This window comes from Leifsonia sp. fls2-241-R2A-40a, from assembly GCF_030209575.1.
Taxonomy (GTDB): Bacteria; Actinomycetota; Actinomycetes; order Actinomycetales; family Microbacteriaceae; genus Leifsonia.
In genome coordinates, this window is sequence record NZ_JARVRS010000001.1 from 1,580,071 (window position 1) to 1,596,007 (window position 15,937).

General features: G+C 65.8%; 16 protein-coding genes and 1 tRNA gene. 11 read left to right on the top strand and 6 right to left on the bottom strand.

The features are described 5' to 3' along the window. The first annotated feature begins 40 nt into the window (after positions 1-40). Positions 41-364, top strand: a complete 324-nt coding sequence (locus QRN40_RS07990) for a hypothetical protein (protein ID WP_285115039.1) — start codon at positions 41-43, stop codon at positions 362-364. A 34-nt stretch (positions 365-398) separates the two neighbouring features. Here the strand turns inward: QRN40_RS07990 and QRN40_RS07995 are convergent, their stop codons facing one another. Next, positions 399-2,540, bottom strand: coding sequence for a cell wall-binding repeat-containing protein (locus QRN40_RS07995; RefSeq protein ID WP_285115040.1), 2,142 nt, complete (start codon positions 2,538-2,540; stop codon positions 399-401). Between the two features lie 205 nt (positions 2,541-2,745). Between QRN40_RS07995 and QRN40_RS08000 the strand changes: the two genes are divergently transcribed. The 6 genes from QRN40_RS08000 (at position 2,746) to QRN40_RS08025 (ending at position 7,422) form a co-directional block, all read left to right on the top strand. Next, positions 2,746-3,399, top strand: coding sequence for a DUF2510 domain-containing protein (locus tag QRN40_RS08000; RefSeq protein WP_285115043.1), 654 nt, complete (start codon positions 2,746-2,748; stop codon positions 3,397-3,399). Between the two features lie 70 nt (positions 3,400-3,469). Then, positions 3,470-3,558: transfer RNA gene (locus QRN40_RS08005), tRNA-Ser, on the top strand. A gap of 418 nt (positions 3,559-3,976) precedes the next feature. After that, positions 3,977-5,419 (top strand): MDR family MFS transporter, encoded by a 1,443-nt coding sequence (locus QRN40_RS08010; RefSeq protein WP_285117460.1) that lies wholly within the window; start codon positions 3,977-3,979, stop codon positions 5,417-5,419. A gap of 79 nt (positions 5,420-5,498) precedes the next feature. Continuing rightward, positions 5,499-6,089 carry a dihydrofolate reductase family protein gene (locus QRN40_RS08015; protein WP_285115044.1) on the top strand — a complete coding sequence of 197 codons (591 nt, stop codon included), beginning with the start codon at positions 5,499-5,501 and terminating at the stop codon, positions 6,087-6,089. Positions 6,090-6,149: 60 nt separating this feature from the next. Then, the gene (locus QRN40_RS08020; RefSeq protein ID WP_285115045.1) at positions 6,150-6,758 is read left to right on the top strand and encodes a dihydrofolate reductase family protein; all 609 of its coding nucleotides are present in this window, start codon (positions 6,150-6,152) and stop codon (positions 6,756-6,758) included. A gap of 88 nt (positions 6,759-6,846) precedes the next feature. Then, a complete protein-coding gene (locus QRN40_RS08025; RefSeq protein WP_285115046.1) occupies positions 6,847-7,422 on the top strand; it encodes a dihydrofolate reductase family protein in 576 nt (191 codons plus the stop codon). A 182-nt stretch (positions 7,423-7,604) separates the two neighbouring features. On the opposite strand, the gene QRN40_RS08030 is transcribed toward QRN40_RS08025, so the two are convergent. Then, on the bottom strand, positions 7,605-7,817 hold the full coding sequence (locus tag QRN40_RS08030) for a DUF6457 domain-containing protein (protein ID WP_285115047.1): 213 nt from the start codon (positions 7,815-7,817) through the stop codon (positions 7,605-7,607). A 241-nt stretch (positions 7,818-8,058) separates the two neighbouring features. Then, positions 8,059-9,027, bottom strand: a complete 969-nt coding sequence (locus QRN40_RS08035; protein WP_285115048.1) for a zinc-binding dehydrogenase — start codon at positions 9,025-9,027, stop codon at positions 8,059-8,061. A gap of 36 nt (positions 9,028-9,063) precedes the next feature. Here QRN40_RS08035 and QRN40_RS08040 point away from each other — a divergent pair, with 36 nt between their 5' ends. Continuing rightward, entirely contained in the window at positions 9,064-9,687 is a 624-nt protein-coding gene (locus QRN40_RS08040) for a TetR/AcrR family transcriptional regulator (RefSeq protein ID WP_285115049.1), read from the top strand. Between the two features lie 481 nt (positions 9,688-10,168). Next, positions 10,169-11,980: a hypothetical protein gene (locus tag QRN40_RS08045; RefSeq protein ID WP_285115050.1), complete on the top strand. Its 1,812-nt coding sequence runs from the start codon at positions 10,169-10,171 to the stop codon at positions 11,978-11,980. 10 nt (positions 11,981-11,990) lie between these two features. Here QRN40_RS08045 and QRN40_RS08050 read toward each other — a convergent pair whose 3' ends face one another. Then, positions 11,991-12,395 (bottom strand): hypothetical protein, encoded by a 405-nt coding sequence (locus QRN40_RS08050; protein ID WP_285115051.1) that lies wholly within the window; start codon positions 12,393-12,395, stop codon positions 11,991-11,993. Positions 12,396-13,012: 617 nt separating this feature from the next. On the opposite strand from QRN40_RS08050, the gene QRN40_RS08055 reads away from it, so the two are divergent. Beyond that, complete coding sequence (locus QRN40_RS08055) at positions 13,013-13,399, top strand: hypothetical protein (RefSeq protein WP_502878903.1); 387 nt, start codon at positions 13,013-13,015, stop codon at positions 13,397-13,399. A 241-nt stretch (positions 13,400-13,640) separates the two neighbouring features. Then, positions 13,641-13,934 carry a putative quinol monooxygenase gene (locus QRN40_RS08060; RefSeq protein WP_285115052.1) on the top strand — a complete coding sequence of 98 codons (294 nt, stop codon included), beginning with the start codon at positions 13,641-13,643 and terminating at the stop codon, positions 13,932-13,934. A gap of 37 nt (positions 13,935-13,971) precedes the next feature. Here the strand turns inward: QRN40_RS08060 and QRN40_RS08065 are convergent, their stop codons facing one another. Both QRN40_RS08065 and QRN40_RS08070 read right to left on the bottom strand, forming a co-directional pair. Next, entirely contained in the window at positions 13,972-14,448 is a 477-nt protein-coding gene (locus tag QRN40_RS08065; protein WP_285115053.1) for a nucleoside deaminase, read from the bottom strand. Next, complete coding sequence (locus QRN40_RS08070) at positions 14,445-15,896, bottom strand: purine-cytosine permease family protein (protein WP_285115054.1); 1,452 nt, start codon at positions 15,894-15,896, stop codon at positions 14,445-14,447. Before QRN40_RS08070 ends, QRN40_RS08065 begins: the two co-directional genes overlap by 4 nt. Positions 15,897-15,937: the final 41 nt, after the last annotated feature.

Below are 15,937 nucleotides of genomic sequence, written 5' to 3' on the forward strand. Positions count from 1 at the left end.
CCGCGCCCGGCGCCGACCGTTGCAGACCGAGAGGAATCGCATGACCGACAGCCCCGTACCCTCGTTCGAACTGCTGGCCGCAGGGCTCCTGGAGGACCCGGACCTCGACGTGTCCGTCACGGCGACCGGGCTGCACGTGCACGGGAGGCTGTTCGCCTACCTCGACGGGACGGACCTGGTGCTCGACCTCCCGCAGGACCGCGCCGCCGACCTGATCGGCCGCGAGGTGGCCGCGCCGGTCGCCGCCGGCCGCAGCGAGGCGAAGGGCACCTGGGTGCGGATCGCGGACGCGGAGGACTGGCCGGAGCTCGCCTCCGAGTCGCACCAGTTCGTCGGCGAGCCCGCCGTCGGCAAGGAGTCCTGACCTCCTCAGGCGGTCAGTCGGCGGTCAGCAGCCGTCAGCAGCCGTCCAGCGTCCCGACCGTGTAGGCCAGGGCGTTCGGCCCTCCGAGGATGTCGACGTTGGTCGCTCCGATCGAATACAGGTCGTTCGACACCGACCGCGGCACGCAGGTCGGCTGCACCAGTTCCAGCGCGGAACCGTTGTAGCCGGCCGCAGCCGCGCCCGAGAGTGCGTCGGGGAAGTTGACTCCGCTTGCCAGGTAGACACCGACGTGCGACCCGGGCGTGTAGAACGCCCGGGTGATCAGGCTCGACGTCTGGTAGCGGTCGCTTCCGGCGAACCGGGTGGGCGCGAAACCGTGGCTGGCGAGCGAGGACTGCAGGCCGGAGGAGACGACGCTCGTCCCGCCGGCGAGGTAGGTCTTCGTGACGCCGAGCTTCGTCAGCTCCGCCGCTGTGGCGCTGTCGAGGCTGCCGGCCGCGCCGTTGACGAGGATGATCGGCGCCTTGAGCTTCCCCGCAGGTGCGCCGGCGGACAGGGCGTCCGGGAAGTTCATCCCGGTCGCGATGAAGGCCTTGGTCGATGACGGGAACGCCTTCGCTGCGACGATGAGCGACGTGGAGAAGCGGTCAGAGCCGTAGTAGCGCTGGACGTCGGTGATCCCGGTGTCGTGCGCGATCCGGTCGACCACTGCTGGGCTCACCGCGCTCGGTCCGCCGATGATGCGCAGTTTGGTGACATGGTCATCGATGAGCTTCTGCTCGAGGGTCGGGGGGACGTAGTTCCGCCCCACCAGGAGGAGCGGTGCGTTGTTCGCCGCGGCGGCGGGCGCGGCGGCGAGGGCGTCGGCGAAGTTCTCGCCCGTGGCGATGAAGGCGGTGTCCGGGTAGAGCAGCCCGCTGGACTGCAGGACGCCCATGTTGGTGCTGTACCGGTCGTCTCCCGAGATCCGCCAGGTGTCGACCGCCTGCACGACTCCGACGGCGTCGTGCTGGGAGTCGGCGAACCACGCCTGTCCCGCCGTATCGACGGCGATGGCGCTCACGAACGCGTCCGGCTGACCGGGAAGCGTGTAACGGTGCGGATCCTCCATGTAGCCGAAGCGCTCGATCCACTGCGACGTCAGAGTGTCGTAGCCCTGGGCGTCCGTGCCGAGGCGTCCGCGGTCGACCCAGAGCGAACCGTCCGCCCCGGCGACGAACGCGTTGATGATGTCATCGGACCGCGCGTAGCTGTCCGAAACGGGGTGGATGTCGCTGGGGCTGTTCATCCGCCACACCTGATCGGGGATGTTGTTGTTCGCGATGTCGGCGGCTTCGAGCCAGACCACGCCGTCGTCGTCGGCCACGACCGATGCGACCTCGTGGACCGCGCCGCCGATGGCGGGGCTCCCGTTCAGCCCGGTCGGCGTCGGGATGGTCGTGACCGTGCCGTTGACGGCGATCTTGACGATCGCCCCCTTGAGGGCCGTCCACAGGTTGCCCGCCGTGTCCGCATTCAGGGAGGTCTTGTTCGCGCCCGGGCTGTACGCATCCCCACCGGGAAGGGGCACGCGAGCGGACACCCCGCTGGTGGCGTCGATCCGGTTCAGCTTTCCGAGGGAGAAGTCGTAGATGTCGCCGTCGCCGGTGACCTTCCAGCCGTAGTAGCCGCGCCAGCTGGTGAGGCCGGTCGGGTGCGCGATGGTCGTCGCGAAGTCGGGCGTCACCTCGCGGATGATCGTGTCGAGAGGCGTCGAGTAGTAGAAGTGGCCGTTGGGCCCGATCTGCAGATCGGTGACGGGCCCGGTCGTGCGTGCACGGATGGTGATTCCCCCGGCCGCGTACTCGCCGATGTAGCCGATCGACCCGTCCACACCCCCGCCGAACCAGAGGTTGCCGGAGCTGTCCGGCACGATCGGGTTGGGGTAGGTCCCGCGGAGCGACATCCCCTGGAACGTTGCAGGGAGCGGGAACTCGGTGACCTTGCCGTCGTGTCCGATCCGGCCGATCCCGTCGGCCTCGCCGAACCACATGTTGCCGTCGGGCTCCAGGCGCAGGCCGTTGGGGGTGGAGCCGGGTGCGGTGGCGTACTCGGCAAGATTCGCCGTGGATCCCGTCGGAGTTCCGGCGACGGCGGGGGCGACGGCGCCCGCGGTGAGGGTGGTCGCGGCCACCGCCGTGACGATGGCGATGGTGACACGCGTCGAGCTGCGCACGGAGGATCCCTTCAGCTGCACGGGTCCCCCACGCTGCACTGCACAGCCCGATTCCCCGGTGTGGTGTCATCCTAGGGACGCCCGGCCGTGCGGAGGTCGGCTCGGCCTACCCCAGTTCGAGGGCCCGCGCTGCTCCACCGACTGTCGACGGTCGCGGTGCCACTCCGCCGCGTAGGATCGGGCCACAAGCGACCACGGAGGCACCATGACTGACAGCGGAACCCCTGCGACCGGCACGCCAGCACCCGGCTGGTATCCGGACCCGTACGGTTCGGCGGGTCTGCGGTGGTGGGACGGCGCGAACTGGGGCGAGCAGGTGAGTCCGGCCCCCGCGCGGCCAGCGCCGGCGGTCTACGGGCCGCCGCCGCGTCGCCCGCTCCCCGAAGGCACGCCGATCTACACCGTGTGGATCTGGCTGGTCGCGCTCCTGCCGCTGGTCGCATCCCTGCTGTTGTTCCTGCTGCACCCGCAGGTGATGTTCACCACCCGCCCGGGCACCTCGGACCTCATGGTCTCCGACCCGTTCGCGCTGCTCGGCGGTCCGCTGTACTTCGTCGTCATGGGGCTGAACTGGCTGATCGCCGCGGCGATCATCGTGTTCGCCTGGCTCGACTACCGCGAGCTGCGCCGCCGCGGCGTCGAGCGGCCGTTCCACTGGGCCTGGTCGTTCATCGGACTCGTCTACCCGATCGGCCGCAGCGTGATCGTGCGCGGAGTCGCCGGCGGCCGCGGACTGGCGCCGATGTGGGTGGCGATCGCCGCGTACCTGGTGGCTTTCGTGCTGGGCTTTATCTGGTCGATCTCGCTCGTCGCACAGATCATCGGAACCGCCCACCTCAACGTCCCGATGGGCACCTGAGAATCCGGTGTCGGGACGCCCCAGCGGCATCCGTTATGATGGTCGTCGTGCGTCCGCTCGCGGTCGCGCTGGAGACGTCGCATAGTTCGGCCTAGTGCACCACCCTGCTAAGGTGGAGTCCCCGTAAGGGGACCGAGGGTTCAAATCCCTCCGTCTCCGCGTATCGAAACCCCCGGAATACCGCTGATTCCGGGGGTTTTTTCTGCCCAGATTCGCCCATCCCCCACAAAACCCCACAACGCATCCCGCGGGATAGTGCAGACCGGCGATCGGTGGACGCGCCTCGACTTCTCCTGGTGTGGCGGCTTGAGGCAAGCTCAACTCACCGCCATTCTGAGAGCGGCTGGTCTGGACCCTGTCGTCGGCGACACCTCCGCTGCGTCCGCTGCTGGAATCGCCGGTGCGGTACCGGACGCTGCCAGCTGGAGCTCGGAAGCGCGGGCACAAAAAATGCGAGGAAGATCTCCTCGCATTTCCAGAATATATCATGTCACCGGGCTTGCCGCAAGAGCCCCCTCCTCGTGCAGAATGACAGGCCTCACTCCACGACTCTGCAGAAGGAGGGCGCTTGTCCGACATCCGGACCACATCCGACGCACCGACCGTTTCCGCACCCGACCACTCTGTCCGCAACCGTCTCGTCATCTCGCTGCTGCTCGTTTCCGCCTTCGTGGTGATCCTCAACGAGACCGTCATGAACGTCGCCCTGCCCGACCTGATGAAGGACCTCGGGATAGAGCCGAGCCTCGGACAGTGGCTCACCACGGCGTTCATGCTCACGATGGCGGTCGTAATACCGACCACCGGGTTCCTGCTCCAGCGGTTCCGCACTCGCACAGTCTTCGTCACCTCGATGACCCTGTTCAGCGTCGGCACGCTCATCGCGGCCTGTGCGCCGGGGTTCGGTGTGCTGGTCGCGGCGAGGGTCGTGCAGGCGAGCGGCACGGCGATCATGATGCCTCTGCTGATGACCACCGTGATGACCGTCGTCTCCGCCGCGTCGCGCGGCAAGACGATGGGCAACATCTCCATCGTGATGTCGGTCGCACCGGCGATCGGGCCGACCATCGCCGGCGCGATCCTCAGCGTCGCGGGATGGCGGTGGATCTTCGTCCTCGTCCTCCCGTTCGCCGTAGGCGCGCTACTTCTCGGTGCGCTCCGCATCCCGAATGTCAACGAGCCGAGGAAGGTGCCGGTCGACGTCCTCTCGGTGGTGCTATCCGCGCTGGCGTTCTCCGGGCTCATCTACGGGTTCAGCAGCGTCGCGGAGGTGGCGCAGGGGCACCCGGGAGTGCCGGTGTGGATCCCGATCACCGCGGGCGCACTCAGCCTCGCTGGCCTGATCTGGCGCCAGCTGGTGCTGCAGCGCTCCGATCGGGCTCTGCTCGACCTGCGGGTGTTCCGCTCCCGCGGGTTCACCGTCGCGGTGCTCATGATGGCGGTGGCCATGGCGTCGATGTTCGGGACGCTGATCCTCCTGCCGCTGTACCTCCAGACGGTGCTCGGGCTTGCGCCTCTGGCGACCGGGCTCGTGCTGCTGCCCGGCAGCCTGCTGATGGGCCTGATGGGGCCCATCGTGGGCCGGATCTACGACAAGCGGGGGCCGTCGCCGCTGATCGTCCCCGGCACGATCGTGGTCAGCGCCGCCCTGTGGATGCTGAGCACGCTCGGCCACGCGACGCCCGTCGCGCTGGTCGTGCTCATCCATGTGGGGCTTTCGGTCGGACTGGCGCTCACCTTCACGCCGCTGTTCACGTCGGGCCTGGGCTCACTGCCAGCGCGCTTCTACTCGTACGGCTCCGCGGTGATCGGCACGAATCAGCAGCTCGCCGGCGCGATCGGTACGGCCCTGTTCATCACCATCCTGTCCACGGTCGGCGCTCACGAGCTGGCGGCCGGCGGGACGAACACCGCGGCGGTGCAGGCGGGCATCCACGCGGCGTTCCTCTGCGGGGCGACGCTGTCGGTCCTGCTCATCGTCGGCGCTTTCTTCGTTCGCCGGCCGGTGCAGGAGGGCTGACCGTGACGCTTTCTCCCGGCGGGCGCGGCGCGTCCCCTCCCTCCCCCTGTCGCACCACCCATCGTCGAAAGGAACGCCCATGCGCTCGCTGATCGTCTCCACCGCCGTCACCCTTGACGGCTTCGCCGCCGGTCCGGGCGGCAACCCGCTCGCACTCAATCTGGACGCCGCCTTCGACGATCACAATCTCTCTCTCATGCGCGAGGCCGGCACGATTCTGCTCGGTCGCACCTCGTTCGAACTGTTCAGCTCGTTCTGGCCGATGGTCGCCGACGCGCCGGAGGACCCGTCGAACCCGGCGCTGAGCGCGGTCAACCGCGAGTTCAGCGGCCGCTACCGCGACATCCAGAAACTCGTAGTCAGCGACCGCTACGAGGTCCCCGGCGACAACCCATGGCGCGACACCACCACGGTCGTCCGCGGAGACGCCATTCGTGACCTGATCGAACGGGAGAAGGCGGCAGGGGACGGCTCGATCGTCGTGTTCGCCAGCGGCACTCTGTGGAACGGACTGCTCGCCGACGGCCTCGTGGACCGAATGGACCTCATCGTGGGACCTGACGCGATCGGCGAGGGCGTCCCCGCATTCAGGCGGCCCGTACGACTCGACCCCGTTGAGGCGCGCATTCTCGACGGTTCACGTAACACGCTTCTGCGCTACGTGCCGTAGCCACGACTGCGAAGAAGCCGACGAGAGCAAAGACCTTACTTTCAGAGTAGGAGAATCACCATGAGCACAGTCGTCGTCAATCAGACCATCACCGCCGACGGGTATGCCGCGGGGATCGACCAGACCGAAGAACGCCCGTTCGGTCAGGACGGCGGCGACGGATGGGGTGACCGGCTCCACGCGTGGATGTTCGACCAGGGCGAGGAGAACCGGGCCGAAGTCCAACAGATGGCCGGTGCGCGGGCGCACATCATGGGTCGGAACATGTTCGGGCCCATCCGTGGGGAGTGGGACCGGGACTGGAACGGGTGGTGGGGCGAGAATCCGCCGTTCCACGGTCCGGTCTTCGTGCTCACCCATCACCGGCGGGATCCGCAGCCGATGCAGGGCGGCACCACCTACCGCTTCGTCACCGAGGGCATCGAAGCGGCACTGGCGCGGGCGCGGGAAGCGGCCGGCGACGGCGAGATCTCGATCCAGGGTGGTGCGCACACAATCAACCAGTTCCTGGCGGCGGGACTGGTCGACGAACTGCGGTTGCACATCGTCCCGTTCACGCTCGGTGCCGGCGCCCGCCTCTTCGACGGCGTGCCGGCACTGAACCTGGAGCAGGTGTACGCGCGGGCAGCGAGCACCGTCACCCACGTGACCTACCGGGTGCTGCCATGACGACGGGTTCGGTCTGGTCACCGTTAGGCGCAGTGGAACGGCTGTCGAGATGCTGCGGCGAAGAACCCACCGAGGAGGAGGAGTAACAATGGCAACGGTCCTATACATGTCGGTGTCCGTCGACGGGTATATCTCAACGCCGGACGATTTTCTGGGCGGCGACGACGGCAATCGGCTCCACGAGTGGTACGCGCCCGGGGGAGACCCCGACGGTCTGACCGGCGAGGCAAAAGCCCTTGCCGGTGAACTCGATGAGATCGGCGCCGTCGTGACTGGCCGGCGCACCGCAGAACTGATGGACCACTGGGGCGGAGACGTGCACAACGGCGTCCCTATCTTCATCCCGAGCCACCGGCCACCGGGTCCGGCCGCCCGGTGGGGGTATCCCAATGTCCACTACATCATCGACGGCGGCGTCGCGAGGGCGATGGAGCAGGCAAGAGCCGCGGCCGGCGATCGCGACGTGTACGTGCAGGGCGGGTACACCGCGCAAGTAGCTCTTGAGGAGGGGGTCTTGGATGAGATCCAGGTGCACCTGATACCGGTGCTGTTAGGGGGTGGGCACCGTCTTTTCGACCTACTCCCCTCGGAGGTCGAGCTCGAGATCGTGAAGGTAATAGACACCACGCACGCCACCCACATCCGCTATCGCGTGTTGCGCTGAGAAGCACCGACGTCGTCCTGGAGCGGCAGCGTGTGGTGTTTGTTCAGCATCAGCACATCCGGCTCGTAGGGGAGGTGTCGCGAGTTCGAGTCATGCTCCCGCTACACGTCTTGTGAACCTGGGAACGACGGGTGCTGAACAGCCGCCTCTCGATATTCCCGGGGATTTGCCACGAGAACTACTCACGGGTCACGGGCAACGTCGACGTTGTACGCTCCGGTCCCAGACCGTCCAGCCGCGTAGCGCGCAACGAACGCGGTGAGGAGCGGTGCGGGGCGCAGGGCGTTGTCGGCGGCGTCGCGGGCGAGGTCAAGAACGGCCGCAACGCGGACCGCGCTTCGCGACGTCTCTCGCTGATTTGATTCGACGCTGGAAGATGATCGGTCTAGGGACATCGCAATAACGCAACGGTTGTGAGCCGAAAACTCGGACACATTTTGGACACACTTCGGGAAAAACCGGGTGACTTAGGGTCGCGCTGGTGATCGAAGAACCGCGAAATTCCGCGGTCTTTGAGGGCGGCCCCCAACCCGAAAAGTGCCCTATGCGAGCTCACGGCTCCCTCCAACGGCCGCTCGCAATCGAGAGGGTTCCCCTCGCTGGGAATGATCGCGATTGTGCAACTCGTCGATCTGGTCAAGGCAGGAGGACGATGCGCCCGAAGACGGTTCCCTGATCCATTCGGCGGTGCGCTTCGAATGCGCGTCCCAACGGCAGCGTGTCGTCGACGACGGCGTGCAGTTCACCGACCGCTGCGGCTTCAAAGAGTTCGGCGCGAGCCGCTGCCAGCCGTTCAGAGGGGACAGTGGCGAGGCTGAACGTGGAGAAGGAGCGGGAGAGCTGAAAGCTCTGCAGGAGTCGTACTCCGAACTCCGCAGGCGGGAAGCCTGCGATCGCGCCTACGAGGACCAGCCGGCCGTTCGGGGCGAGCCGGTCGATGAAGTCGGGGACGTCCTTCCCGCCGACGATGTCGATGATGACGTCGAAGGGGCGCCTTCCGGTGTCGGTGCCGTCTCGCGGGTTTCCGTCCCGGTCGAGGATCTGGGTGGCGCCCCGGGTCGTCAGATGCCGCCCGCGTTCGGTGGATGAGGTGGTGACGGCGATGACGGCCGCGCCGCGTTGTGCGGCTAGTTGGACAGCCGCGATTCCGATGCTTCCGGCCGCGCCGCGCACCAGCAGCGACTCTCCCTTCTGAAATCGCGCGTGGTCTAGGGCGAAGTGGGCGACCGGGGCGGCGCTGCCGAGGGCAACCGCATCGATCGAGCTCAGGGCGTCGGGGATCACGGCGACGTCTTCGAGTTTGGCTGCGGCGTACTCCGCGTAGGCGCCGGAGACGCCGGTGAACGCCCAGACACGTCGGCCCATCCAGGACTGGTCGACATCGCTGCCGGTAGAGATCACGGTCCCGGCGACCTCACTGCCGGGGATCATACCCACCGGGTAGCTCGACCCGAGCGTTCCGCGGCGAATGACGGCGTCGACGCCGCCGACACCGATCGCCTGCACCCGTATCAAAATGTGTCCGATATCCGGCGAGGGCACCGGCCTGTCGACCACTTCCATTCCGCTCGGGTCGCCGAACTCCCGAATTGCAATCGCGCGCATGCGTCTCCTTTTCGTTGCGATACTGTCAGGACGGTAGTGGACGCCCGCGTCCGTTTAGGCGAAGTGAGAGGAGCGGCTGTCCTCATGTCTCAGATCCTCCGAGCGGATGCTCAGGAGAACCGCGAGCGCATCGTCCGCGCGGCCCGCGCTCTGTTCGCGGAGCGCGGGCTCGACGTCGACATGCGCGAGGTCGCCAGGCGCGCTGACGTCGGCCCGGCCACGCTGTACCGCAGATTCCCGACGAAGAAGGCCCTCGTCGAGCAGGCTTTCGTCGCCGAGATGGCGTCGTGCAGCGCCATCGTCGCGCGCGGCTGCGCCGATGACGACGCGTGGCGAGGCTTCCGATCCGTGGTGGAGGGTTTAACCGCGCTCAACGTGCGGAACAGGGGCTTCGTCGACGCCTTCATGTCAACCGAGCCGACGGCGTCCGGGTTCGCCGCACATCGCCGAGAACTGCTCACCTTGCTGGCTCGACTTGCGAAACGCGCGCAACAGCAGGGCGGCCTCCGCCAGGACTTCGTCATCGACGACCTCGTCCTCCTTCTGCGGGCCGGACGCGGTCTGGCATCCGGTTCGCAGAAGCGGCGCGATGCGGCCGCCGGGCGATTCGCGAGCCTCGCCATCGATGCCTTGAGTCGTGGCCGACCCATCGCGGGCTAGCAGAAACGGGCGGTCGGCTCAGGGACCTTCCTTGCCCGCTGGCCGGACGGACTCCGGGGCCGCCCGGCCAGCCCCTCTCTACCCGACGGGGCGATCGTAAATGCCGCTGGCGTCGGTATAGGGGAGGACGCGCGCCCGGAGAAAAGCCGTCGCTATCCGGACGGCCTCCGGGCCTCAGGGCTGTGGTCCTGACAGATTACGGGACGGATGTTATCCCGATTTTTGGACACAATTTGGACACACTTGCAGATAATCGGAGTCATTCGGGGACGTCCTGGCGCCGAAAGCAGCGGAATTCCGCGGCCTTCCCTTTCCTGCGGTGCCCCTGAAAGGGCCTAAGGCGAGCACACGGCTCATAATGCATGTCGGCAAGCGAGCGAGCGGCAGTCCAGCCCGCCTGCAGCACGGTCATTGGCCTCAAAGGTTCCTGGCGGTGATGCGCTCGCTGCATCCCGTCTGTGGTCGCTGACAGAATGACCGCATGGACGTGGAGGCGCTGGCGGTTAGCAAGATCATGAGCATGCTGGCACGTTGTCCTCACTTGCAGGCCTTCATCACCACAAATGACAAGACACCCTTTACTGATGGTTACATCGACCTCTATTCCGGTTTGCATCGGAGCAAAAAGGAATGGCGGGGCAGGGTGACGGTCCAAGTGAAGGGCCGCTCGGGGAGGTCGAAGGGGCCAACCTCCACGTACGCTGTCGCCAAGACCGACCTCCTGGCGTTTCAGAAGGATTCAGGCGTCCTCTACTTCGTCGTCTCGATCGACAAGAAATCGGGTAATCGTACGCCGTATTACGCGCTGCTGTCTCCGTATGCGATCGAGTGGCTGTTGCAGGCGGCAGAGGCAGAGAGAGACTCGGTCTCGGTCCCGCTGAAAAAACTGCCAAACGATCCGGGCCAGATCGAGAGCCTCGTGGACTTGGCTTTGAAGACTCGAGATCAGAACGTGACCATTGGGTTCGACCCTGTGCTGTTCTCTCGACTAGAGAGCTTCACGGTCCACACGGCGTCCAACCTCAGACTTGAGGAACTCGAAGGCCCCCTGACCCTATCGCCCGGCACCACCGACTTCGCGCTGGTCTTGAACACTACCGACGGTCTCTCGATACCGCTGAGTGGTCAATTTCAGATACTTCCTCATGGTTATCTCTGGCACCATGCGGACATCAGGCTGCGTAGCGGACACACCACGTATCAAGGCGTAGACCTTCGACGGATTGATAAAGACACCGTGGAGCTCAGACTCTCGGAAGGCCTGCATGTGATTATGCGGGACTTGCCGGAGGGCCGGTCATCCAGCGTCAACCTGACTCTGGAGAACGTCCTGTATGACCGGCTAAAAGCGATGGACTTCTTTGCCGCCTTGCTCGACACCCAGACGCTGGAACTAAACGGGCAGGCGTCTGCTTTCGTGATCACAAAGGAAGCCGAGGGGGCTCAGATGCGCAAGCATCTGGCGGCGCTGAAGGAGTTACAGGAGCTATTCGATGCACTCGCGGTGAACACGCGACTGGTGGACCTGAGCGAAATCAGCGAGGCCGAGAGCGAGCAGCTCGCTGTCCTTTACCGCGCCATCGTTCGGGGTGAGGAAATCCCAAACCCGAATTGGGAGGTGTCTAGGGTGCTCCAGGCGCTCGGGAAATGGAACCTCATGCTGCTCATTTCGCCGGGCAGCGCAGACGGCCGATGGCGGATCGTCGACCCGTTCAGCGCCGAGATACGTCAACAATTCCGCTGGAGTTCCGGCGAAGAAGATGGGGAAAACGATCGCATCCCTATCACCGCTTACGACATCGTCGAAGTCGAGCACCTGCAAACGGTGCTGAATCTGCGACTCGAATCCATCGTCGGCGCGTACCAGGCCCTAGCTGACTTCCCGACCACGTTGGGCTTGGCCAACCAACGGGTGCTCGCGCTATTGGAGGCCGCAGATTCGTGCGTGGAACGGGGGCCCGAATTCCTTGACGGTGCGGAGCGGCTAAATGAGTGGGTGATCTCCCAAGACTCGGCGGCGCATCACCTTATCAACCGGTGGCAGATCGTGGTGCGCCGCGCAGGTCTTTCTGCCGAGCAGCGCAGCGAAGTGCGCGAGTTCAGGCGCCAGGTCGTGCGAGATGACCCCGAGAATCGCATCGAGCTCGAATTGGCGTGCGAGATCCTTCTCGGCGACACGGAAAGCGTCGATGATTTGTCTCGTCAGCTCCCGGCTGAGCGCTATGCCGAATACCAGAAATGGCCAATCTGGGAACTTCACAAAAGGCTCAGCGAGCCGACGATTTCTGCGTAGGTGGGACTCGTCATTCGAGGGCTCGCAGCCAGACGTGGGCACGCCGGCGTCGGCTGTCCGCTGTCGTGCTCAGCGCCAGAACCTTCATCAGGAAGAAAGCGGCCAAGAGGACGATGACAGCCCAGACAACTAATTGGGCGGTCGGGGCTTGAATGGCGATCATGCCTCCGATTCCTGCGATCATCACAGCGAGGAACGCGCTCGTCCATGCCCAGATCGGGCCGAGGTTGATCTCTGACCAAGAGCGAAGCCCGTTGAGGACTGCAAGGCGGGCATCCGGATTTCGATGCGTACCGCGCCTGAATGTGGTGACATCGTGAGCGGTTGGCCACCGCGAGAGATCTGGCCATAGGGGAATGGCGTATTCGGGAAGCTCATCCGGATGGCCAAGGTCCTCGCGTGTGCTGCGGCTCATAGGTCGAGCGTAGGGATTACCGACGACATCCGAACCGGAATCGATGCGTTGGGCTTCGGCAAACGACGTGAGACTCTGCACTTTTCTGGGCATCTCGAAGGGACGGGAGTGCCGCTTCAGGGTTCGAATCGCTCCGTCGCGCGATTGTCTCGCAAAGTGAGAAGCCGCCGATTTGTTGTTAGAAATCCGCGCTCTCCGCTCACAACTGACGAGACGTCGCAGAGACTACTTGCAAAAGCTTCCAACTCCGGATCTCAAACTTGATGTGTACGAACAAGGAGAGGAAGACGGTCTTGAGGGGGATTTGCGTGGACTGCTGAACAAGCCAACAGCTTTTGACGGTGCGTTCACGGCGCGCTCCGGACTTCGGCAGGGCCTGGAGCACGCTCAAAGTCCTGCCTACTTAGAATCCCTTGACAAACTTCGAGAGGCGCTTAAGGACCTTCTCGTTCGAGGTCAGGATTCCATGTTCCTCGACTGGATCGGTGCCATTGAAGGCCGCTTCTACACTCACCTTTTGACGCTGGACGCGCATGATGTTTCCACCGAGGTAGACCTCTGGTTCCCCAGAGGACAGGCTCCGAGTTCAATACAGGCCTACCCCGAACGGCAAGCTAATGAACCTCGATCAGGCGTCTCCTGGGCAAAAGACAGCTGCCCTTCTCGCAGTCATCCTGCAACTCAGCGACGACCCGCTTGTGCGTGATCAGCCTGAAGACGATCTCGACAACAAATTGATTTCCGACCTGGTCGTTCGAGCTCTGACGGCGAGCAAGTCGCAGCGGCAGGTCATCGTTGTAACGCACAACGCCAATGTCGTGGTCAACGGAGACGCCGAACTGGTTGTCGTCATGGAGCACAACGTGCCGGTTCCAACCACTGACGTTGCGGGCTCGATACAAGACCACATCGTCAGCGATGCCATCTGTCTCATCCTGGAGGGTGGAAAGGACGCATTCGCGGCTCGATATAGGCGACTCCTTGAAGCTGGAGTTCCGGTTTAGACCGCCGCATCAGCAGGCCCTACTACTTTCGGGTGGTGCCGAGAGCGGCCGACATTGGGTGATGCACGCGATCACCGAGCCACCCGTGCTGCCGGACGCGCCGCGCACTCGAGCGCTTCGCAATACCGGGCCAGCGACTGGGCGCCGGCGACCTCGAATCTGTCATCGAGCACGATGAAGGGGACACCGGTCACGCCTCCGCCCGCGTCCCGAGCATCGCCCGAGTGCTAGCGTCGCCCGCATGACTGTCACCTCCCTCCTCGACATGCGCTTCGCGGCCGACCACCTCGAGGACGGGCCGCGCGCGCTCCTCGGCATCCTCGCGGACACGCGCGCGTTCGACGGCTGCCTCGGCGTGCAGATCGTCACGGACGTCACAGACCCCGCCCACGTGGTCGCGGTCGAGCACTGGGAGTCGCTCGAGCACGACGACGCCTACCGTGCGTGGCGGGCCGGACCCGGCGCTTCGGGCCTCGGCGAGTATTTGGCCGGGCCACCAGCCCTGACACGGTTCACCGACGTCGTCTCGCTCTGACTCCGGCGCGATCACCGTGCGTGCGGCGTCCGAGCCGCTACTCCTCCCCGATGTCCTCGTTCCACAAGCCGGGGTTGGACGTGATGAAGGCTCCCATCATCGCGATCAGTTCGGGATCGTTGATGACGGCGATGTCGACGCCGTGCTCTGCCAGCCAGTCCTGGCCGCCGGAAAAGCTGCGGTCGTCGCCGACGACCACGCGTCCGATGCCGAACTGCCTGACCAGGCCGGAGCAGTACCAGCACGGTGACAGGGTGGTGACCATGACAGTGTCGCGGTAGCTGCGCTGGCGTCCGGCATTGCGGAAGGCGTTGGTCTCGGCGTGCATGGACGCATCGCCGTCCTGCACCCGCCGGTTGTGGCCGCTCCCGAGCAGCCGGCCCTCGCCGTCGAACAGTGCCGCCCCGATCGGGATGCCGCCGGCGCCCGCGCCCAGCCGTGCCTCGGCCGTCGCGACGGCGAGTTTCTCGGCGTCGGTCGCGTAGATGCGGGCGTCCGCGTCAGCGGCGCTCATGCGACCTCGTCTGCGGCATCCACCCCGACGATCACCGACGGCTCGGTGTCGAGGCTCGCGCCGAGCTGGACGTTGAACACCCGGAACAGAATCCAGTACAGCACCGCTGCGAGTACGAATCCGACGAGCGGGGTCAGGTCGCCGATCGGGGCTGCAGCGGCGATCGGGCCCGTGTAGAACGTCTGTGCCGAGAACAGCCAGATCGACACCGCGCCCGCGACCACGAGCGAGATCCAGCCCGCCGGGTTCCGGTACCGCGCGTGGCTGGTGACCAGGCTCGCGATCTCCGTGCCACGACGGAGCCAGCGGTCGGTGAGGACGACGCCGAGCCACGGGGCGATCCAGTAGGCGATGACGAGGAGGAAGCCCTCGTATTTGGCCCCGGCGTCCGGCAACGCGCTCCACGCGATGAAGAAGCCGATGATGCCGAAACCGAGCGCGACGATCGCCCGCCGCCACGCGAACGGGATCCGGATGCCCGCCGCGAGGAACGACATCGCGCCGGAGTAGATGTTCAGCGCGTTGGCGGCGATCGCGCCGACGGCGATCGCGAGGAGCGTCAGGTCGCGGATCACCGTCGGCATGTGCGCGGTGAAGGAGGCAGTCGGATCGTCCGGGTTGAATCCGGCGATCGTGGCCGCGGCGGCACCCGCGGCCATCAGCACGACGCAGCTGACGAAGTTGCCGAGACCCGCGGCCCAGCCGATGGCACGCCGACTGGTGCCGGCGGGGAGGTACCGGCTGTAGTCGGAGGCGTACGGGTTCCAGCCCGCGGCGTAGCCGAACGCCGCCGCTGCGGTGAGCGTCCAGCCCGCGAAGCTGAAGCCGCCGCCCTTGACCGCGCCCGTGAGGTCCGCGTGCAGGAAGACCGTGACGGTGGCGACCAGGAAGATCGCCCCGAGGATGTAGGTCGCGTAGCGCTCGAAGAGTTGCACCAGGTCGTGTCCGATGAACGCAACGACGACCTCGACGACCACGACGATCAGCAGCGACAGTACCGCGGGCATCCCGGTCAGCGTGGTCAGTGCGAACGCGCCGCTCACGGAGTTGACCGCGAACCAGCCGAGGCCGGCCATCACCGTATTGAGGGCCGACGGGAGGATGTTGCCGCGGCTGCCGAACGCGGTGCGGCCGATCACCATCTGGGCGAGCCCCTCGCGGGGACCCCATGTGGAGAGGATGCCCTGCGTGAGGGCGCCGAGCGCAGTGCCGAAGATCAGCGCAGTCATCGCCTGCCAGAAGCCCAGCCCGAAGAACGCGACCGCGATCACGCCGACGAAAATGGTCGCGAACTCGAGATTCGGGGCCGTCCACGTGGCAAAGAGCTGCCACGGCGACCCGTGCCGTCGCTCCGGCGGGATCGCTTCGATGCCGCCCGATTCGACGCTGGTGACGTTCGGACGCTGAGCAGCTACTGGCGCTGTCGCAGCCGTGGGGGTTGAGGTCATGGAGGCAGCATATGAATTGCCGGCCTCCGCAACTTCTTCCG